Here is a 21,032-nt window from a genome sequence, read left to right on the forward strand (position 1 = left end):
GTGAGCCTGCTCGCGATGGCGCCCTTATAGGCGACCATGTTCTGGCTGACTGAGTGAATATCCGTTTCTTCGGGGGCTGCGGCTGGCGGTTTCGCCCTTACGGCGACTCACTTTTTTTACAAACGCCTAAAAAAAGTAAGCAAAAAAACGCTTGCTCCTACGTTCGGCCCTCGCAGGCTCGGGTTCCTTCGCTGCGGGATCGATCCGGGCGCAGCGGCTACGGTTTGCTTCGCTGCACCTCCTTCCGCTGTGTTCGACTTCGTCGAACGGTCGCTGCGCTCCCACGCCTGGATCAATCCCTCCACTCAGCCTTCCGACGTCGCCGGTGGATCAAGATCAAGAGCAGGCGAGCTGACACTCGGCCTATTGCGTGGTGAAAAGCGCGGGTGTCCGGCTTTTGATTTGTGTTGTTGCTGCCCCTCACCCCAGCCCTCTCCCGAGGGAGAGGGGGCCGATTTTGTGTGGTTTTCAACTCCTGAGTTCAACTCGGACTTTCACGTCGGCGTACCTCGCCTGAACAACTCGGTCAGTCCCTTCTCCCTCTGGGAGGGAGAGGGGGCCGATTTTGTGTGGTTTGCAAATCCTGAGTTCAACTCGGACTTTCACGTCGTCGTACCTCGCCTGAACAACTCGGTCAGTCCCTTCTCCCTCTGGGAGAGGGCTAGGGTGAGGGTGGCGATCTGGAGTGTGTTTAAAGCAGTGTCTGAGTTCGCAGAACCTTCCCACAAGGTTTTCAGGTTGTCCGTCGGACGTGCGATCTCTAGTCTTTTCCCGTCGCTGCGAATCAGCGATCGGGAGTGAGATCCCCGGATAGCTTGCAACTGGCGCCAGCACCACGATAATTGGCGCCAGCTCAATCTGCTGCCTGCTTTATGGCGGCTGTGTGCGGGCAGACTTCGGTCTGGCCGGTTGCCTGCTCCGGTGGATCTCACCTCGCACATAGCTGCCACCTATTCGCCGCGTGAGATCCGGCGATTGATGGTTGTCCATCAGCCTCAGCAGGAGAAATATTGTGGATAAAATCGTCCCCGACCCACCCCTCGAACCCTCACCCCCCCTCGAACAAACCATCCGCGCCGACGACCTCGCCAAGAACCGCGAAGCGATCAAGCGGGCTCTGGATTTTTACCTGTGTCCGCAGCCGAGCAAAGCGCACCCTCCCAGTACCATGTTTGTGATCCAGCCCGAGATCGACACCGAAACCCTGCTCGCCCATGCCTGTGAGTCACTTGCTTCAGCCAACACCCTGGCCAGTGATTTCGCCGATCAGTTGGGGCGACCGCAGCGCAATACGGCGCTGGCGATTCAGCAGATCATCATGCTTGCCGAGCTGGCGGTGAACCGTGCGCTGGATCGGGTGGATCCCCAGGCATGAAAAAAACCACTGGGCCGTCAAGCCCAGTGGTTTTCCACGACGTGCAATCGCTCGGGTGTCACGTCACCGGTGTCAGGTTCACGTCTGTTACAAGCATGTCGATCAACAACCGCAGGTATTTGAAGCTCTCACCTTTTTTCTCCCAACGATCAACGAATAACAGACCCTTGTCATTGACCTGGATCGGCGTGACAACGATCTCGCCATTGCGGGATTTATGCACAACGCTAGCGTTGCGGGTATCTGCATTTTCGATCAGGAAGTCGCCGGTTTGGATCAGTTTGCTGCGACTGACAGATGGCGTCGCGACAGGCTTTTTCGTTCCGGGGACGGCGACCTCCATGAGAAAGTCGCTGCTCAAGGCCTGTACGTTGGCCTTGCTCTTGTCGCTGACAAACTCCCACGAGCCACGGTGGATGTCCCTGGCCAGCTCAGGGGCCGTGTCGCGTACGTGCAGGCTGACGGCTGAAAGTGTATCGGCCAGACCTGGCACGCCGAGGTTGTAATTGGTGTGCGCGCTGCCCATGAGGGCCACCCATTTATGCGGTCCGTGAGCCAGTTGATCGGCTTCGATCACTTGGGTCGCGAAATAGCTGAACATCTCGTTTCGGGAGATTTCCACGTCATGTATGCCCTTGAGGTGGTAGGACGCCGTGCAATCGATTGCCCTGATGCGCATGTTGTATTTGGCTGCGGCCTGATAGACCTCGGTGTACGTATCGCTCCCTTGGTAAAAGCGCATGTGGCCGTGATCCTGACGCTGCAGATACGCCTTAAGCCTGTCCGGCATGCGCTGGGTGCGCAGGAAAGTATCGAGATCGGCCTGGTGCAGGTCGGTGAACACGTGCTCGACATATAACGTGTCGTACCCTGCTTCCTTGAGGGCTTTCATGTGCTTTTTCAGCAGCGCTTTGCTGGCTGTATCGCTGTGGGTTTCGCCGATCAGCAGATTCAAGCGTGCGTCGGTCAATTGCCGCAAAAAAACCTCGAATGTGCAGTCGGAGGTGAGCACCGGCAGGATCGGCGCGTCGGGAGGGACGTAAGCAGTGAAGGCGTCTCTGGCCGCTTTTTCCAGACGGTCGCGCTGGGCAATGAAAGCCTCGTAGGCCGTTCTTTCACTCGGTACTGTCGGGGTGTAATACGAGTTCATGGAGTAGGGCCTTTGCAACATTTCAGCAATGTCGTTGCGCAGTGGCGCAGCAACATCGAATTCACTGAAGTGGTCAACGGCAGCCGTTGCGGCGGACGGCCTGGAGGCTGGCAGAGGCGCCATGTATGTACTCGGCATCTGGACGAGAAAATCTCCTTGCGCTGATGCATCTCCGGCGATGCCGCCGGGCGCATCCCTGGCAATGCGCGCAGGTTGATACAGGTCGACATCTTCAATGCGCACGGCCACGGCATCGTGAAGATCGGCAAGCCCCGGTGTGTTGTCGAAGGTGCTCATCCGCGATTGTTCCGTGAGCACGATCCAGCGTTCGTCTGGCGCGTCAACGCTATCGCCAGCAAGGATTTTGTGCGAGTAGAAATTTCGCACGCTGTTGCCTCTCGGCGTCAGAGGCGAGAGCTCGGACATGACCAGTGCGCCCTCGACCCGGTAGCAGGTGGAAGCATCCAGCGCGCTGATTTTCAGGCCTTTTTCCCGTGCCGCGCGCACCAGCGCCTCGTAGGAGAACGTCGCATCGCAGCCCAACGCCTTATCCACGGCTTGCAGATGCTTGCGGATATGCAGCCAGGATTTGCCCGCGTTGAGTTTTTCCAGTTTGAGCGGGAAGACGTCTCCGGGCAGGTATTCGATATAGAGACGCTTGTAGCCGTTTCTGACCAACGCATCCAGATTCTGGATCAGCGCTTGTTTACTGGCGATCGAGGCGGGCACCGCGCCGATTACCAGGTTCTTGCCCTTGAGCGCATCGCTGGCGATCAGTTGGGCAAACGAGATATCGGCGCCGACATCAGGGACCTGCGGGCGTGCGGGTAGCGAGGCAAGTTCGGAAAAATGCTGCGTGGCATCCTTGGTCAGCTTCTCGACCTGCGTCAGGTAGGCTCTGCGCGTCGAGGACATTTCACTGACAGCCCCGGCGACGATCGACTCGGGACGGACCATGTAGTCCGCACTGCGCTTGAGCAGCTCCTCTCGAGCTTGCGGGTTCATCACCGTTTCGATGCGTTCGCGATATTTGGCCGCCACACCGTAATCTGTGTGCGGGCCGGAGGCCTGCGGTAAGGGTTCATACTTCGGCGCCCCCCCGCTGATGCCACTGCGCACCATCCTGCCTTCTGAATCACGCACTGCCAGGATACCGGTCGAGAACAACCTGCCACTGTCCGGGTCAAGGCGATGCAACAGATAGCGTCCGAGGGCATCGGGCTGGTTCGACGCCCACAAATTCTGTGCCCTGAATACCACCGGCTGCATGTTCGCCGGAGCTGCGACCGGAGCCACTTGATCGATCAGTGTCACCACATTGCGTTGTTCGTTGCTGGCACTGGCGCTGATTCGGCGCAAGGGGCGGCGCACAGGTTTGAGCGAGCGCAGGGCGGGACGCAGGTCAGTCAGTACCGCGCCGGCACTGTTGAACCAGTAACCGAGCAGATGCCCGAACGCTTCATTGGTATCGCCCTGGCGGTAGGCATGCAAAGCGAGCATGGCGTCCTTGAACGCCAGCAGCAGGCCAGTGCTCAGACTCAACAGCGGGAAGGGCGCGGTGGCAATGGCGAGCACCCATTCGACACTGGTCCAGATCAGACCGGCGATCATCTCGGTACGGCTCGTGGTAGTGGCGTGGACATTGTCGATCCGGCGCTGCAATTTCATGTTGTACAGCGCAGTACGTAAATCGCTGACAGGTTTTACCGACCGGGTCGAGTCGTAACGTGCCGGGCTGGGCATGGAGATATTGAGGCTGTCGGGTAACTGTTTTCTTGCATTTTCGAGGAAGGTGCGAACCCGGGCCTGGCCACTGACACCTACCCGCAGCGTGAGGTATTCAATCAGGCCAGGCTGTTTCTTGAGCAGGTAATTGAACTGTCGTGCCTCACGAAAACCGATGCCGTCCGGCGCATCGGGTGTGTAAAGCAGGACCGGGTTTTCGGCATGGCTGAACAGCCACACATCAATTATCCATTCGCCATCGATCATCATCCGGTGCAGCGCGTATTTCGTGCGCACAGGTCCCGAGGTCTCATCCATGCTGGTAATACTTTGCTCCAGCCATTGCAGATCGTGACTGGTGATGCTGCCTCGCAGCCGGCTTTCCAGCGCAGCGCTTTTCATCTGCCGCTGGGTAATCGCCAGCGTCGCGTTGCGTCTGAAAGCGTAGCCCTCGCTGGTTGAACCCTGCAGTTCCTTCTTGACCTTGTCGGTGTAGCGTTGGCCGATCCATACGCCAGTGACCGAGCGCGCTACTTTCTGCGCGGTCAGGAGGCTGATATCGATACCTGGCGGCCCCTTGAAGCGAGCCGAGCTGGAAAATTTTTCATCGAGAAAACCGACGCCGTCGGCATAGCCGTCGCGATACAGCTGTGTGTAGGTCATCGGCGGCGGTGTCGACGAACGCACCATCGAGGGTGGCGAATAGGCCCAGACGGTATCCGGGTCGACGTCGTTGGCCGGGCGCTGCAGCAGGCGGTTCAGGCTGATCCGGGCTTGCTCGTGGACAAAATCGATAAACGCCGGGAAACGTCCGCCCGACAGTGGATGGTCATTGAACTCACGCAGGGCGCCCTCGGCATCCTCGGTCAATGTCGTGAGTTTTCTGCGGTCGGCCATGCTGGTCCGGCGATACCACGGCGGCGTGCTGAAATCATAATCGTCAAGACGCGTGGCCAGTACATGCTCGGCCATTGCTCGCAGGCAATCGGAGTGACTGCCGATATGTTCGAACGTGACCCTCTGATGTTCCAGCGATCCAGGCTTGAAACTCAGGCCGGCCAGCACTTTGCGCAGGGTCGGGCGAAAGCGCATGGGCGCACGGTTGATCAGGTAACCCGCCATGCTGTCAGCGACATCGCTGTGCCTGGCCCAGCTCAACAGCTGGGACTGGCACTCGCGCTCACTGCCGAAAGCCTGGAACTGTTGCTCGCGAGGTGCCTGAGGCGTACACAGCAATATCCGCGTGATCGCGCCATTCGCATCACTCTGGCGCAGCACCCACAGGTCCAGCAGTTGCGCCCCATGCACGCAAAGGGTGGCGGCCTGCAGTTGGCTGTCGCTGGCGCTGCGCAGACGCTCGATCAGTTGCAGATCAGTGTCGAGCAAGTGCCCTTGCAACGCTGCCGTATGCGCGAGCGCGACGATGCGTTGATCGAGCATCTTTTCGATCGCCGGCTTTATCGTGGGCCGCGCCTGCATATCTTTTTGCAAGCTGGCGTAGTCGACGCGAGGTTGCATCTTGAGCGCTTGTTCGACCAGCCACGCCGGAGTCACGTCCGCGTACATTGCCGGCAACGGCGCGTCATCGTAGCTGAGCGTGGTGTAGCGCAAAAACTCCGAGCCGGGCAGTTCATCGCCAGTGTGCGGGCCGCGCAAGGACAGATCGAGCAAGTTGCATCGATGCACATAAACCCCATAGCCCGGCACTCGGCGATCGGTGCTGATCTGCAGCTTGTGCGGTTCGAGGTCGTCGATCTCCAGGTCATCACTCAGGCGCTCCAGCCATTGGTGGCGAGCAAGCGCCGCCAGGCTGCCCGTCGGCTCCATCAGATCAAGCAGATGCTGACGCGCACGGTTGTAGTTGGCGACATGCTGCGTGAGTTCTGTCTGCCTGTCGGGACTGGCGCTGCGATACCAGTCCGGCGCGCTGTAGCGCAGGTGGCGCTCGAACAGGGTCTGGGCACGCAATTGAAGACGCGCGGTGAGATCAGGCAGTGCCGCAGCGATTGCGCGCTCCAGGGCGCTGACCAGTAACTTGGGATCTTGCTGCGGATTGTCGGCGAAGCTCAACGCCCGTTCGATGTCCTGGGTGCGTTTTTCGAACAGCGCGTCGTAGGTGTGCTCGAACAACGGCTTGCTGTCGATGGCTGCAAGTCGCAGCGGCCAGATCCCCGCGGCGCCGACGTCGTGGTAGCGCGTCGGCAACAGGGACATGAACTCGTCGCGACCGCCGGGCTGGTTCAGGGACGCACGCAATTGGCTATCGAGGTCGGCCAGAGAGCTGAAAAACTCGAGACCGCGCACGGGTGTGAACAGTACGGCAAAGCCAACGCTCTGGTCTGTCAGCAGATCGCTGACCCGGGGAGTGTCCTTTTGGGTGACGACAAAGGCGCCGGCCAGCTCGACGCGGCTGCCCTGATAGCTGAATTGCAGCGCGTACATTGCCGGACGCAGCATCGGCCCCAGTCCGAGTTTCTCCAGAAGCTCGCCGGCTTGCGGGTGCAACAGTCGGTCGGTCACGGCTTGCCGCGCTTCGTGCTCAATGGCGGTGAACCCGGCATCGTATTTGAGGAAGGTTTTCGCCGGCTTTCCGTCGATCTGATCGCGCAGGTCCATGTTGATCAGTTGGGTGTTGAGCCTGATCTTCTGGGTTGCGATGAGCTGTTTGCCTTCCGCGGTTTGCAGATCGCTGGTTTCCAGCGCCTGATAGAGCGCTCGGCTGCGTTGTAAAAAGCCGTTACGGTAAGTGGTGAGCTGTTCGTTGAGACGTTTCAGGTAAGTCTGTTCAGCGGTCGGTTTTTGTGCGGGAAGCAGTGGGGGCGGGCTGTCAAACAGATAGTCGCTGATCTGGTTGACGTTGCTGTTGATCTCTGCGGGTGTTGGGGATTTTGCCGGGGTCACGGGCGCTCTCCAGATTGGGAATGAGCGCTCAGCATGGCGAGGGGGGCGTGGAGGAGGGTGGTACATACGTATGGAGTGTGGAATCTGCGGAGCTGGCGAGCCTGATCGCGAACAGGCCCGCCAACCCTCGTTCAAACTTGCGCGCTGACCTCTTGGCGATTCACCAACCCTTCCAGCGCGCAGCTCAGACTTGCTGCCTTGTCACCCACCAGCAAATGCCAGATCCCACCGTCCAACTGGCTGACACCCTGGCAGCCCAGCGCTTGCAACTGCGCCTCTGACAACGTCTTGCCATCGGCCAGTTGCAGGCGAATGCGGGTCATGGCGATGCAATCGAGCTGCAGCACATTGTCGCGACCGCCCAGCGCATTCAGCCATTGCTGAGCCTCGTTGCTTGTAAGCACAACGGTCTTCGGTTCATCGGCAATTACTGCGGTTTCCACCAACGTTGTTCGGCCCAGCGCAGGCATGGCCAAGCGGATTTCATCGGCAATGCTGTCAGCCAACGGCCCGACCACGACCTGCAGACTGCCGCCCTTGCCCGGGCGCACTACCGCCATCGCGCCCAGCGCTTTCAGCTCGGCATCCGAGGCCTTGTTGCGATCGACCATCTCCAGGCGCAGTCGGGTCGTGCACGCGCCGACGGTGAGCAGATTCTCGGCGCCGCCCAAGGCTTTGATATACGCGCTGGCGCGTTCGGTTTCCGAAAGCACGGCTTTTTCTGCCGTGGCCACGTCTTCGCGCCCCGGCGTCTTCAGGTTGAAACGACGGATACAGAAGTCGAAAACCAGGTAATAGATGACCGCATAAGCCAGCCCGACCGGCACCACCAACCAGCCATTTGTGGACTTGCCCCAGCCGAGAATCATGTCGATGAAACCACCGGAAAAGGTGAAGCCCAGATGAATGTTCAGACCGTTGGTGATCGCCATCGACAGCCCGGTCAGCAGCGCGTGCAGGAGGAACAGCAGCGGTGCGAGAAACATGAAGGCAAATTCGATCGGCTCGGTCACGCCGGTCAGAAACGAGGTCAGCGCCATCGACAGGAAGATCCCGCCCATCACCTTGCGCCGCTCCGGCAAAGCGTTGCGATACATCGCCAGGCACGCGGCGGGCAGGCCGAAGATCATCATCGGGAACATGCCGGTCATGAACTGGCCGCCCTTCGGATCGCCGGCAAAATACCGCGACAGATCGCCGGTCACCAGAGCGCCGGTGGTCGGGTCGGTGAAGTTGCCGAAGACGAACCACGCCATGTTGTTAAGGATGTGGTGCAGGCCGGTGACGATCAGCAAACGGTTGAAGACGCCGAAGACGAAGGCGCCAATGCTGCCGCTTTCCATCATCAGCGCGCCGAACGCATTGATGCCCTGCTGGATCGGCGGCCAGATATAGCCGAACAGCACGCCCAGCCCCACCGCCGCGAACCCGGTGACGATCGGCACGAACCGCCGGCCACCGAAGAACGCCAGATACTCCGGTAGCTTGATGTCCTTGAAGCGGTTGTACAGCGCGCCGGCCAACAGGCCGCTGACGATCCCGGCGAGCATGCCCATGTTGATGGTCGAGTCGAGCACCTTGAGCGTGGAGATCATCACCAGATAACCGATCACCCCGGCCAGGCCGGCGGTGCCGTTGTTGTCCTTGGCGAAACCGACGGCGATGCCGATGGCAAAAATCATCGCCAGGTTGGCGAAGATCACTTGCCCGGCATCGTGAATGATCGCGATGTTCAACAGGTCGGTGTCGCCCAGGCGCAGCAGCAGGCCGGCAATCGGCAGGATCGCGATCGGCAGCATCAGCGCGCGGCCCAGGCGTTGCAGGCCTTCGATGAAGAGTTGGTACATGGCGTTTGTCCTTTTTGTTTTTGTTAGCGCAGAGGCCAATGTTGATGACAGGCGTGGCGAACGGCGGCGGCGCTGGACAGCTTGAGCAAGTCGCGGCTCAGGCGCTGACATTCGGCTTCATGCAACTGACGTACGCGGTCCTTGATTTCACCGATCTGCACCGGGCTCACCGACAGTTCGGTGACGCCGAGGCCGATCAGCACCGGCGTGGCCAGCGGGTCGGAGGCGAGGGCGCCGCAGACACCGACCCAGCGCTTGTGCACCGCCGCGCCTTCGCAGGTCATGGCGATCAGGCGCAGCAATGCCGGGTGCAGGGCATCGACCCGCGCCGCCAGCCCGGCGTGGTCGCGGTCCATGGCCAGGGTGTATTGCGACAGATCGTTGGTGCCGATCGAGAGAAAGTCGGCGTGTTCGGCCAGTTGCTCGGCTTGCAGCGCGGCGGCGGGGACTTCGATCATCACGCCGATTTCCGGGCGCTCGGCAATGCCCAGTTCAAGCCGCAGTGCATCGACGCGCTGGCGGATGTGCAGCAGTTCATCGACCTCGGTGACCATCGGCAACAGAATCCGGCAACGCGACAACGGCTTGACCTGCAACAGCGCGCGCAGTTGCTGATCGAGAATTTCCGGCCGCGCCTGGGCCAGCCGAATGCCGCGCAGACCGAGCACCGGGTTGGCCTCGGCGGGCAGTGGCAGGTAGTCGAGTTGCTTGTCGCCACCGACGTCGATGGTGCGGATGATCACCGACTTGTCGCCCATGGCATCGATGACCGCTTGATAGGCGCTGCGCTGTTCTTCGACGTCCGGTGCCGTCTGGCGATCGACGAAGAGAAACTCGGTGCGCAACAGGCCTACGCCATCGGCACCGTTGGCAAATGCGTCTGCCGCTTCGTTGCTTGAGGCGACGTTGGCGACCACTTCGATGTGCACGCCATTGCGCGTTTCAGCGGGCAAATGGGCCTTGGCCTGTTGGCTGTCGCGGCGCTGCTGGCGCTGGATTTGTGCCTGTTGCACGTCGGCCAGGCGTTGCGCATTCGGCGTCAATTCGAGACGACCGCCGTCAGCGTCGAGCACCACGGCCTGATCCTGCGGCTGCTCAAGCAATTGCGCGCCCAAAGCGACGATGCACGGCAGACCTTTGCCGCGCGCCAGAATCGCTACGTGCGAGGTCGCGCCACCCTCGGCCATGCACAACCCGGCGACGCCTTGCGCGCTGAGTTGCAGCAGATCCGATGGCGTCAGTTCATGGGCGGCAACGATGGCGCCGGCCGGCACCTGGTATTGCCAGGCCTCGCCAAGCAGGGCGCGCAGGACGCGTTGCTTGAGGTCGCGCAAATCGTTGGCCCGTTCGGCCAGCAGCGGACTGCCGGTGCCTTGGAGCATGTCGCACTGGGTGTCGATCGACTGACTCCAGGCGTGCGTCGCTGCGGTGCCTTGCGCGATGAATTGCTGCGCGGCGTCGAGCAGGGCCGGGTCTTCGAGCAGCGCCATGTGTGCGGCGAAGATCGCTTCTTCGTCGGCGTTCTTGTGCTTTTTCGCCTGGGCGAGGGTGGCGGCGATTTCGCTGCGCACCGCGTTCAATGCCGTTTCAAGCGTCTGCTGCTGTTGCTCTGGATCGTGATGGCCCGCATCCGCCGGCAAGGTGATCGCGTTCAGGCGAAACAACGGCCCGGCGACCAGCCCTGGCGCGGCGCAAACACCATGCAACACCCCAGCCTCGGCCGGGCGTTTCAGCGCGGCTGTGGTGGTCGGCGCCTGCGCGTGATGATCGTCCGGCAGCGCCGTTGTCAATGCGCTGAGAAGAGCTCGCAATGCGGCATCGGCGTCCGGTCCCTGACAACTGACCTGCACCTCATCCTGCTCACTAATCGCCAGCCCCATCAAACCGATCAGACTGTTGCACGGCGCCGATTTGCCGTTGAAGTGCAGCTGTGAGTGGCTGCTGAAACCTTGGGCGGTCTGGCGGATCAGCGCAGCGGGGCGCGCATGCAAGCCGCCGCGATGAGCGACCTGCACTTGACCACGAACCTCAGGCCCGCCGCTTGTATCGGTATTCGCCGCCACCACATTGCGCGCGATGATGTGCAGCAACGGCTCGCCGACTTTCACCGCTTTGAGGGTGATCGGCCGCACCTGAAAATCCGCGCTGTTGGTCAGGATCAACAGGCTGACCAGGCTTTTGCAGTGCTGGCCGACCTTGTCCAGGTCATAACGCAGCAGCGGCTGACCGAGGCTGACGCGATCGCTTTCCTTGACCAGCATGGCGAAACCTTCGCCGTTCAGCTCAACGGTATCGAGGCCCAGATGCAGGAGGATTTCCGCACCGTTGTCGGCACGCACGGTCACCGCGTGGCTGCTGCGCGCGACGTGGATGACCACGCCGGCGCAGGGCGAATACAGCGTGTCGTTGAGCGGGTCGATGGCGATGCCGTCGCCCATCGCGCCACTGGCGAACACCGCGTCCGGGACGTTGGCGAGCGTCAGCACCGGGCCGCTGAGCGGGGCGCTGAGGGTCAGCTCTTTATTGTTGTCGGGCATGGCTGGGTCTCATCAGTTGAATCTCGGTTCGATGTCCCCTGTAGGAGCTGCCGAAGGCTGCGATCTTTTGATCTTGTTTTTATGGGTCGAGATCAAAAGATCGCAGCCTTCGGCAGCTCCTGCATGGAGTTACGTCCTTTAGCCGCTATCAGTGCGTGCGGGTCACTTTGCTCAAATGGCGCGGCTGATCCGGGTCCATGCCCCGCGCCACGGCCAGGCCTGCGGCCATCACGTAGAAACTCTGGATCGCCAGAATCGGATCGAGGGCCGGGTGTTCGGCGCGGCTCAGGGTCAGGTCGCGTTCGCTGACGTCATCCGGCGCGGCGAGCAAAACCCGGGCGCCGCGCTGGCGCATTTCCGCCGCCAGACTCAGCAGGCCGGCCTGCTCGGCGCCGCGTGGGGCGAACACCAGCAGCGGATAGTGTTCGTCGATCAGTGCCATCGGGCCGTGACGGACTTCGGCACTGCTGAACGCTTCGGCCTGAATCGCCGAGGTTTCCTTGAATTTCAGCGCCGCTTCCTGGGCAATCGCGAAACCGGCTCCGCGGCCGATCACCATCAGGCGCTCGCAACCGCGCAGGGCTTCGATGGCCACGCTCCAGTCCTGTTTCGCCGCTTCGCGCAGGCCTTCTGGCAGCGCATCGTGGGCTTGCAGCAATTCGCTGTCCTCTTTCCAGTGCGCGATCAAACGCGCGCTGGCGCTGAGGGTGGCGATAAAACTCTTGGTCGCGGCGACGCTGCTTTCCGTGCCGGCGAGCAGCGGCAGGCTGAATTCACAGGCCGCTTCCAGTGGCGAATCGGCAGCGTTGACCATCGACACGCTCAGCGCGCCACGCTTGCGCAACAGGCGCAGGCTGTTGACCAGATCCGGGCTCTGCCCCGACTGCGAAAACGCAAAGGCGACCTGACCGCTGACTTTCAGCGGCGCCTGCTGCATGGTCACCACCGACATCGGCAACGAGGCCACCGGCACGCCCAGTTGCTGCATGGTCAGGTAGGCGAAGTAGCTCGCCGCGTGGTCGGAGCTGCCACGGGCGACGGTCATCGCCACTTGCGGCGGCTGACGGCGCAGGCGCCCGGCGATCTCGATCATCGGCGCGTCGAGCTGTTGCAGCTGTGCTTGCACGGCCTCGAACGAGGACAGCGCCTCTTCAAGCATTTTTGAAGTCAATGTCTTCTCCTTCGACCATGACGGCGGTCAGTGTGAGTGAACGATCGAGCCGCACGCAGTCGGCCCAGGCGCCGGGGGCAAGGCGCCCGCGTTCGGTGATGCCGAGGTAGTCGGCGGGAAATTGCGACAGACGCTGCGAGGCTTCGGCGATCGGCAAACCGATCTTGACCAGATTGCGCAGGGCCTGATCCATGGTCAGGGTGCTGCCGGCCAGCGTGCCGTCGGGCAGACGCACGCCGCCCAGGCATTTGGTCACGGTGTGGCTGCCAAGCTTGTATTCACCGTCGGGCATGCCGGCGGCGGCGGTCGAATCAGTGACGCAATACAGGCACGGGATCGAGCGCAGGGCCACGCGGATGGCGCCGGGATGCACGTGCAGCAGATCGGGAATCAGCTCGGCGTATTTGGCGTGGGCCAGTGCTGCGCCGACGATGCCCGGCTCGCGGTGATGCAGCGGGCTCATGGCGTTATAGAGGTGGGTGAAACTGCTGGCTCCGGCAGCCAGCGCGGCGACGCCTTCCTCGTAGCTGCCGAGGGTGTGCCCGATCTGCATGCGGATGCCACGGCTGCTCAGCTCACGGATCAATGCATCGTGACCGGCGATTTCCGGGGCAATGGTGATGACGCGAATCGGCGCCAGCGCCAGATATTCTTCGACTTCGGCCATCAACGCGGTGTGGGCGAAGTTCGGTTGAGCGCCGAGTTTTCCCGGGTTGATGTAAGGGCCTTCAAGGTGCACGCCGAGGACTCGCGCGGCGCCTTTCGGACGCTGTTCGCAGAATTCTCCTACCTCTTTGAGAACGCTGGAGATCTCCGCGCTCGGCGCAGTCATGGTCGTGGCCAGCAGCGAAGTGGTGCCGAAACGCACATGGGTTCTGCTGATGGTTTCGAAGGCTTCGGCGCCCTCCATGATGTCTTTGCCGCCGCCGCCGTGCACATGCAGGTCGATGAAACCCGGCAGCAGATAGGGCAGATCGTTGGCGGCCGGATCGCAGGGCACGCCTTCGATCGACACGACCTTGCCGTGTTCGTGAATCAGCCGGCCGCGAACCCAGCCGCTGGCGGTGAGGATGTTGTCTTCGGACATTTTCGTTCTCGCTTGGGGCCGCGCTCAGCGGCGCAGCTCTGCCACAAAGTCGTAGTAGTCGTTGCGGCAATAGGTGTCGGTGACTTCGATCGGCGTGTTGTCTTCCAGGTAGCCGACCCGGGTCATCAGCAGCATGGCGGTGCCGGGGGCGATGCCGACCAGTGCGGCGAATTCGTCCGAGGCGTTGATTGCCTGGATGTGCTGAAGGGCGCGGACGATCGGTTTGCCGATGCCGTCGAGGTATTCGTAAAGCGAATCGCCCACCGCTTGCGGCCTGGGCATGATTGAGGCGGGCAGGGTGCTCATCTCGATCGCCATGACCGTGTCATCGGCTTTGCGCAGGCGCTTCATGCGCGCCACCTTGTCATTCGGCGACAGGCCGAGGCGGATCAATTCTTCGTGGGTCGGCAGGGTGATTTCCCGCTCCAGCCATTTCGAGCTCGGCACGAAACCTTTCAGGCGCAGCATTTCGCTGAAGCCGGACAGACGCGACAGCGGTTGTTCCAGGCGTGGGGTGATGAACGTGCCCGAGCCTTGCAGGCGGCGGATCAGGCCTTGCTCGAGCAAGACTTCCAGCGCCTTGCGTGCGGTGACCCGGGAAATGCCGAGCTGGTCGCTGAGGTTGCGCTCGGACGGCATCGCCTGTTCGGCCTTCCACTGCCCGGCATGAATCGCCGCTTCCAGATTGCGCGCCAGTTGCAAGTACAGCGGCGTCGGCTGGGAGTCATCGGGACGTAGGGTTTGAAGGTCGTTCATGTAGGTCGTTTCCGTCGCGAGTATAGGATTGTTGTGGCTCGCTTGTGCGACGGAAGCTAATACCACTTGAATACCATGTCAACGCCATGAATCGGCGTCTGGCCCAATGGATTGGCGGCTTTCAGAGGGCGTTGTTTAAAGTGGTATTAGTGTTGGCCTATAAAAAGCAAAAGATCGCAGCCTGCGGCAGCGCCTACAGTTGAGAGTGGTATCACCTCTGTAGGCGCTGCCGCAGGCTGCGATCTTTTGATTTATTTTTTTGCGGGTGACCAGTGGTCAGGGATTAAGGGCGAATCTCGATCATCGTGCCGTCCGGTACCAGATTCCACACTTCACGCATGTCGACGTTGCGCATGGCGATGCAGCCGTCGGTCCAGTCGAGGGTATGGAACAACTGCTCCGGATTGTCTGCCGAATCCGGAGTGCCGTGGATCATGATCATCCCGCCGGGCTCGACACCTTCACGGCGAGCACGGGCGGCATCGCTGATGTTCGGGTAGGAGATGTGCATCGACAGGTTGAATTTGTCGCTGGTCTTGCGCCAGTCGATCCAATAGAAACCTTCGGGTGTGCGTTTGTCGCCCTCGATCAGTTTCGGCCCTTTCTTCGCGCCCTTGCCCAAGGAGATGCGATAGGTCTTCAGCGGCTTGCCGTCGGCAATCAACTGCAGTTGGTGGGCCGATTTCAGTACCAGGACTTTTTCGATCAATGGAGTGTTCGAGGGCGTCACGGTGGTCACGAATGACGCTTGCGAAACGCTGACGAACGACAGGCACAACAGGGCAAGCAACCAACGCATTGAAACGATTCCCCAGGGAGTGACGCGATCAGGTTTTAGGTAGGAGCTGCCGAAGGCTGCGATCTTTTGATCTTCTAGCCAACAATCACCGGCTGAACCAATGGCGGAATCGATTCCGAACGAACCGGATACTTCTCGACGCGCCGATCAGCGAAGAAGCATTCTAAGGTACGCCCGACCGTGCGGAAAGCCAGCTCGTCCCAGGGAATGTCGGCTTCTTCGAACAGCTGCACTTCAAGGCTCTCCGGCCCGGCCGCGTATTGCAGATCGGCCAGTTCGGCGCGGAAGAACACATGCACCTGGCTGATGTGCGGCACGTCGATCAGCGTGTAGATGCTCAGGTTGCGCACCCGGGCGCAGGCTTCTTCGGCGGTTTCGCGGATGGCGGCCTGCTCGATGGTCTCGCCGTTTTCCATGAAGCCGGCAGGTAGCGTCCAGTAACCGAGACGCGGCTCGATGGCGCGGCGGCAGAGCAGCACTTTCGTCCCCCAGGTCGGTACGCACCCGGCGACGATATTGGGGTTCTGGTAGTGAATAGTCTGACAGCTGTCGCAGACAAATCGCAGCCGCGAGTCGCCTTCGGGAATGCGCTGGGTGACCGGGTTACCGCAGTGGCTGCAAAATTTCATGCTCGGGTTCCTGAATGCTGCGCCTATCTTGGCGTGCAGCGGGGCCGGTCGGCAAGTTGTCGTTTCGCGACACGACGGGTTTCGGGGGCTTGGGCGCTCGCTTTGATTGGTGCATGATGCGGAGCAAGGCACCGATCGAGAACACTCATGCTGGACGAGCTACTGCACAGGGTAAGCAACCACACACCGCGCACGCTGGAGACCGACGCACGTTTCCCCGAAGCCGCCGTGCTGGTGCCGATCACCCGCAGTGACGAACCGGAACTGGTCCTGACCCTGCGCGCCAGCGGGCTTTCGACCCATGGCGGCGAGGTCGCCTTCCCCGGAGGGCGCCGCGACCCGGAAGACCCCGACCTCATATTCACCGCCCTGCGCGAAGCCGAAGAAGAGATCGGCCTGCCGCCGGGCCTGGTCGAAGTCATCGGCCCGCTGAGTCCGCTGATCTCCCTGCACGGCATCAAGGTAACGCCGTATGTCGGCGTGATTCCCGATTTTGTGGAATACCAGCCCAACGATGCCGAGATCGCCGCCGTCTTCAGCGTGCCGCTGGAATTCTTCCGCAAGGACCCGCGTGAGCATACCCATCGCATCGATTATCAGGGCCGCAGTTGGTACGTGCCGAGCTATCGCTTTGGCGAGTACAAGATCTGGGGCCTGACGGCGATCATGATCGTCGAGTTGATCAACCTGCTCTATGACGCCAAAATCAGCCTGCACCGACCGCCGAAAAGCTTTATCGATACCTGAGCCGTCGTTCGAACGGCCGTGAGCCCTGAGGAAAACAAGATGAAATACCGCCTGGGCGACGCCCGTGTCGAAACCCATCCACAGAGCTGGGTCGCGCCCAATGCGGTGCTGGTGGGCAAGGTTCGCCTGGAAGAGGGCGCCAACGTCTGGTTCAACGCCGTATTGCGCGGCGACAACGAACTGATCCTCATCGGCAAGAACAGCAACGTGCAGGACGGCACGGTGATGCACACCGACATGGGCTATCCACTGACCATCGGTACCGGCGTGACCATCGGCCACAACGCGATGCTCCACGGCTGCACGGTCGGCGATTACAGCCTGATCGGCATCAACGCGGTGATTCTCAATGGCGCGAAGATCGGCAAGAACTGCATCATCGGCGCCAATTCGCTGATCGGCGAAGGCAAGGAAATTCCCGACGGTTCGCTGGTGATGGGCTCGCCGGGCAAAGTCGTACGTGAACTGACCGAGGCGCAAAAGAAGATGCTCGAAGCCAGCGCCGCGCACTATGTGCATAACTCGCAGCGTTACGCCCGCGATCTGGTCGAGCAGGAACAATGACGACTGTTGAACGACCAGTCGCCTCGCCTTGCGTGAATATCTGCGCGCTGGATGAAGATGACGTTTGTACCGGGTGCCAGCGCACGGTCGCAGAGATCACCCGCTGGGGCCGCATGAGCGATGACGAGCGCCGCGTGGTGCTGGGGTTGTGTCATGAACGGGCGAAGGCGAGTGGATTGGTCTGGATGATTCCCGCGAAGTCAGGCGTCTGAACCACCGCTTTCGCGAGCAGGCTCGCTCCCACCTTGAAAATGCATTCCACTGTGGGAGCGAGCCTGCTCGCGAAGACGTCGGTCCTGTCACCGCACCTATTGGCGCAATACCAGCGCTCAAGTAACCTGTGCGCCACATTTACAGGCCGCCCCCATGATCTTCCTCATCGCCTACATCAGCAGCGTCGTGCTGATCAACTTCGCCTTTTCCACCGCACCGCACCTGGACATCATCTGGTCGGCCTGGGGCGGGCTGGTGTTCGTGCTGCGCGACATGGTGCAAACGCGCTTCGGTCATGGCGCGATCGTGGCGATGCTGGCGGCGCTGGTGCTCTCCTACATCACGTCCGACCCATCCATCGCGCTGGCCAGCGCCACGGCGTTCGCGGTCTCCGAGTGCATCGACTGGCTGGTGTTCAGCATCACCAAGCGGCCATTGCGTGATCGTCTGTGGATCAGTTCGGCGCTGAGCATTCCGCTGGATACCTTCATCTTTTTCGGCATGATCGACGCCTTGACGCCGCCGGTGATCATCACCGCGCTGGCCTCGAAGTTCGCCGGCGTTACCGCGGTCTGGCTGATCATGGCCTGGCGTGATCGCAAACAGGCTGTCGCCAGCTGAAGCCAAACCCTCGGGTTCATGTAAAATGCCGCGCTTTCTCCCCATGGAAAGCGCACCTGCGTGGCTTTCCTCGATGATCCGCTTCCTTTGAGGACCTGAGATGACCCGTATCGGAACTCCATTGTCGCCAACCGCGACCCGCGTATTGCTGTGTGGCTGTGGTGAGTTGGGCAAGGAAGTGGTAATCGAACTGCAGCGCCTGGGCGTTGAAGTGATTGCCGTCGACCGCTACGCCAACGCGCCGGCCATGCAAGTCGCCCATCGCAGCCACGTGATCAACATGCTCGACGGCGCTGCTTTGCGTGCAGTGATCGAAGCCGAGAAGCCGCACTTCATCGTGCCGGAAATCGAAGCCATCGCTACCGCCACGCTGGTCGAACTGGAAGCCGAAGGCTTCACCGTGATCCCGACCGCGCGTGCGGCGCAGCTGACCATGAACCGCGAAGGCATCCGTCGTCTGGCTGCCGAAGAGCTGGACCTGCCGACCTCGCCGTACCACTTCGCCGACACCTTCGAGGACTACAGCAAAGCCGTTCAGGACCTGGGATTCCCTTGCGTGGTCAAGCCGGTGATGAGTTCGTCGGGCAAGGGGCAGAGCCTGCTGCGCAGCGCCGATGACGTACAGAAAGCCTGGGATTACGCGCAAGAGGGCGGTCGCGCCGGCAAAGGTCGGGTGATCATCGAAGGCTTCATCGACTTTGACTACGAAATCACCCTGCTGACCGTGCGCCACATTGGCGGCACCACGTTCTGCGCACCGGTCGGCCACCGTCAGGAGAAAGGCGACTATCAGGAATCCTGGCAGCCGCAGGCCATGAGCCCGATTGCTCTGGCTGAATCCGAGCGCGTTGCCAAAGCAGTCACTGAAGCGCTGGGTGGCCGTGGTCTGTTCGGCGTCGAGCTGTTCATCAAAGGTGATCAGGTGTGGTTCAGCGAAGTCTCGCCACGGCCGCATGACACCGGTCTGGTGACGCTGATTTCCCAGGATTTGTCCCAGTTCGCCCTGCATGCCCGTGCGATTCTCGGCCTGCCGGTGCCACTGATCCGTCAGTTCGGCCCATCGGCGTCGGCGGTGATTCTGGTGGAAGGCCAGTCGACCCAGACTGCATTCGCCAACCTGGGCGCTGCGTTGAGCGAGCCGGACACCGCGCTGCGTCTGTTCGGCAAGCCGGAAGTGAACGGTCAGCGCCGCATGGGCGTGGCGCTGGCGCGGGATGAGTCGATCGAGGCTGCTCGCGCCAAAGCGACCCGTGCGTCGCAGGCGGTTGTTGTCGAGCTGTAAACCGGGTCGCGGCAACTATTCGCGAGCAGGCTCGCTCCCACATTTGGAATGCATTTCCCTGTGGGAGCGAGCCTGCTCGCGAAGCTTTTGATCTTCTGTCAGGCAACCTGATTCAGATCGTTGTTGCGGGTTTCCTTCAAGCACAGCACCGCAATCAGACTCAACACCGCCGCCGCCGACACATACCCGCCGACATAGCTCAACCCACCCATCGCCACCAGTTTCTGCGCAAAGAACGGCGCCGCCGAGGCTCCGACGATCCCGCCCAGGTTGTACGCCGCTGAAGCGCCGGTATAACGCACGTGGGTCGGAAACAGCTCAGGCAACAGCGCGCCCATCGGTGCGAATGTCACGCCCATCAAAAACAGCTCGATGCACAGAAACAGCGCCACGCCCCAGGTCGAGCCCTGCGTCAGCAATGGCTCCATCAGAAATCCAGACAGAATCGCCAGCACGCCACCAATGATCAGCACCGGTTTGCGCCCGTAACGGTCGCTGGCCCAGGCTGACAATGGGGTCGCTGCGGCCATGAACAACACGGCAAAGCACAGCAGGCCGAGGAACGTTTCGCGGCTATAACCCAGCGTGGATACGCCGTAGCTCAGGGAAAACACTGTCGAGATATAGAACAGTGCGTAGCAGACCACCATCGCCGCCGCACCCAGCAGTGTTGGAGCCCAGTATTGGCTGAACAACTCGATCAGCGGCACTTTCACTCGCTCCTGACGAGCGATCGCATTGGCGAACACTGGCGTTTCATGCAGCTTGAGGCGCACATACAGGCCAACCATCACCAGCGCCGCGCTGAGCAGAAACGGTATACGCCAGCCCCAGTTGCGGAACTGTTCATCATCCAGCGTCATCGCCAGGGTCAGGAACAGACCGTTGGCCGCCAGAAAACCAATCGAAGGCCCGAGCTGCGGGAACATGCCGAACCACGCGCGTTTGCCCTTCGGCGCGTTTTCCGTAGCCAGCAGCGCCGCGCCGCCCCATTCACCGCCAAGGCCCAGGCCCTGACCGAAACGCAGCACGCACAGCAGAATCGGCGCCCAGGCCCCAATGCTGTCGTAGCCCGGCAACACGCCAATCAAGGTGGTGCACACGCCCATCAACAGCAGCGAGGCGACCAGCGTCGACTTGCGCCCGATGCGGTCGCCGAAGTGGCCAAACAGTGCCGAACCCAGTGGTCGGGCGAGGAAGGCAATGCCGAAAGTGAGAAAAGCGGAAAGCATCTGCGCCGTGCCGGAGGTCTGCGGAAAGAACACCGGCCCGATCACCAGCGCCGCAGCGGTGGCATAAACGTAGAAGTCGTAGAACTCGATGGCGGTGCCGATGAAGCTTGCCGTGGCCACGCGGGTGGCGGAATTGGTCGGCTGGGCAGGCGCGGTTTCGCTGTAAGCGGTATGGGTCGTCATGCGGTGATCCCTGACAGTCATGAGCTCCGGTGGAGCGAATTATTATGGTCGAACACCCAGGGATGTGGGGTAGGGCGCGAGCGCTGTTTCGAGTAGGAACAGTCGTCGGTTTGCAGCGGAAACAGTCAGGATCCGGGCAGTGCCGGGTAGGCACAGGGATCGACGGCGCTTGGGTAAGCGCCTCGATTATAGGAAGGGGGCTAACGATCAAAC

At 61.3% G+C, this 21,032-nt stretch carries 15 protein-coding genes; 6 read left to right on the forward strand and 9 right to left on the reverse strand.

The window, feature by feature from the left end:
* Positions 1–1,012: 1,012 nt before the first annotated feature.
* Complete coding sequence (locus PS14A_RS04250; RefSeq protein ID WP_212615625.1) at positions 1,013–1,375, forward strand: DUF6124 family protein; 363 nt, start codon at positions 1,013–1,015, stop codon at positions 1,373–1,375.
* Between the two features lie 58 nt (positions 1,376–1,433).
* On the opposite strand, the gene PS14A_RS04255 is transcribed toward PS14A_RS04250, so the two are convergent.
* The 8 genes from PS14A_RS04255 to PS14A_RS04290 all read right to left on the reverse strand — a co-directional run bounded on the left by PS14A_RS04255 (position 1,434) and on the right by PS14A_RS04290 (position 15,977).
* The gene (locus PS14A_RS04255) at positions 1,434–7,151 is read right to left on the reverse strand and encodes a membrane-targeted effector domain-containing toxin (protein WP_212615382.1); all 5,718 of its coding nucleotides are present in this window, start codon (positions 7,149–7,151) and stop codon (positions 1,434–1,436) included.
* 131 nt (positions 7,152–7,282) lie between these two features.
* A complete protein-coding gene (gene nagE, locus PS14A_RS04260; RefSeq protein ID WP_212615383.1) occupies positions 7,283–8,998 on the reverse strand; it encodes an N-acetylglucosamine-specific PTS transporter subunit IIBC in 1,716 nt (571 codons plus the stop codon).
* A gap of 23 nt (positions 8,999–9,021) precedes the next feature.
* Complete coding sequence (gene ptsP / locus PS14A_RS04265) at positions 9,022–11,535, reverse strand: phosphoenolpyruvate--protein phosphotransferase (RefSeq protein ID WP_212615384.1); 2,514 nt, start codon at positions 11,533–11,535, stop codon at positions 9,022–9,024.
* A gap of 148 nt (positions 11,536–11,683) precedes the next feature.
* Positions 11,684–12,706: an SIS domain-containing protein gene (locus tag PS14A_RS04270; RefSeq protein ID WP_137215215.1), complete on the reverse strand. Its 1,023-nt coding sequence runs from the start codon at positions 12,704–12,706 to the stop codon at positions 11,684–11,686.
* On the reverse strand, positions 12,687–13,793 hold the full coding sequence (gene nagA / locus PS14A_RS04275; protein WP_212615385.1) for an N-acetylglucosamine-6-phosphate deacetylase: 1,107 nt from the start codon (positions 13,791–13,793) through the stop codon (positions 12,687–12,689). The genes PS14A_RS04270 and nagA overlap by 20 nt, the downstream gene beginning before the upstream one ends.
* A 24-nt stretch (positions 13,794–13,817) precedes the next feature.
* Positions 13,818–14,549: a GntR family transcriptional regulator gene (locus tag PS14A_RS04280; RefSeq protein ID WP_016771550.1), complete on the reverse strand. Its 732-nt coding sequence runs from the start codon at positions 14,547–14,549 to the stop codon at positions 13,818–13,820.
* 283 nt (positions 14,550–14,832) lie between these two features.
* Positions 14,833–15,348 carry a L,D-transpeptidase family protein gene (locus PS14A_RS04285; RefSeq protein WP_024011712.1) on the reverse strand — a complete coding sequence of 172 codons (516 nt, stop codon included), beginning with the start codon at positions 15,346–15,348 and terminating at the stop codon, positions 14,833–14,835.
* A 74-nt stretch (positions 15,349–15,422) separates the two neighbouring features.
* On the reverse strand, positions 15,423–15,977 hold the full coding sequence (locus tag PS14A_RS04290; RefSeq protein WP_056783116.1) for an NUDIX hydrolase: 555 nt from the start codon (positions 15,975–15,977) through the stop codon (positions 15,423–15,425).
* A 147-nt stretch (positions 15,978–16,124) separates the two neighbouring features.
* Here PS14A_RS04290 and PS14A_RS04295 point away from each other — a divergent pair, with 147 nt between their 5' ends.
* From PS14A_RS04295 to purT, 5 genes are all read left to right on the forward strand, one after another.
* The gene (locus tag PS14A_RS04295; RefSeq protein ID WP_016771547.1) at positions 16,125–16,724 is read left to right on the forward strand and encodes a CoA pyrophosphatase; all 600 of its coding nucleotides are present in this window, start codon (positions 16,125–16,127) and stop codon (positions 16,722–16,724) included.
* 39 nt (positions 16,725–16,763) lie between these two features.
* Positions 16,764–17,288, forward strand: a complete 525-nt coding sequence (locus PS14A_RS04300) for a gamma carbonic anhydrase family protein (RefSeq protein ID WP_016771546.1) — start codon at positions 16,764–16,766, stop codon at positions 17,286–17,288.
* A complete protein-coding gene (locus tag PS14A_RS04305) occupies positions 17,285–17,500 on the forward strand; it encodes a DUF1289 domain-containing protein (RefSeq protein WP_212615386.1) in 216 nt (71 codons plus the stop codon). Before PS14A_RS04300 ends, PS14A_RS04305 begins: the two co-directional genes overlap by 4 nt.
* Before the next feature lie 154 nt (positions 17,501–17,654).
* Positions 17,655–18,122 (forward strand): VUT family protein, encoded by a 468-nt coding sequence (locus PS14A_RS04310; protein ID WP_016771544.1) that lies wholly within the window; start codon positions 17,655–17,657, stop codon positions 18,120–18,122.
* Positions 18,123–18,222: 100 nt separating this feature from the next.
* The gene (gene purT / locus PS14A_RS04315; protein ID WP_024011715.1) at positions 18,223–19,404 is read left to right on the forward strand and encodes a formate-dependent phosphoribosylglycinamide formyltransferase; all 1,182 of its coding nucleotides are present in this window, start codon (positions 18,223–18,225) and stop codon (positions 19,402–19,404) included.
* 98 nt (positions 19,405–19,502) lie between these two features.
* Here purT and PS14A_RS04320 read toward each other — a convergent pair whose 3' ends face one another.
* Positions 19,503–20,819 carry an MFS transporter gene (locus tag PS14A_RS04320; protein WP_212615387.1) on the reverse strand — a complete coding sequence of 439 codons (1,317 nt, stop codon included), beginning with the start codon at positions 20,817–20,819 and terminating at the stop codon, positions 19,503–19,505.
* Between the last annotated feature and the right edge of the window lie 213 nt (positions 20,820–21,032).

The sequence above is a fragment of the Pseudomonas sp. 14A genome, assembly GCF_018132745.1.
In the GTDB taxonomy this organism is placed as follows: Bacteria; Pseudomonadota; Gammaproteobacteria; order Pseudomonadales; family Pseudomonadaceae; genus Aquipseudomonas; species Aquipseudomonas mercuritolerans.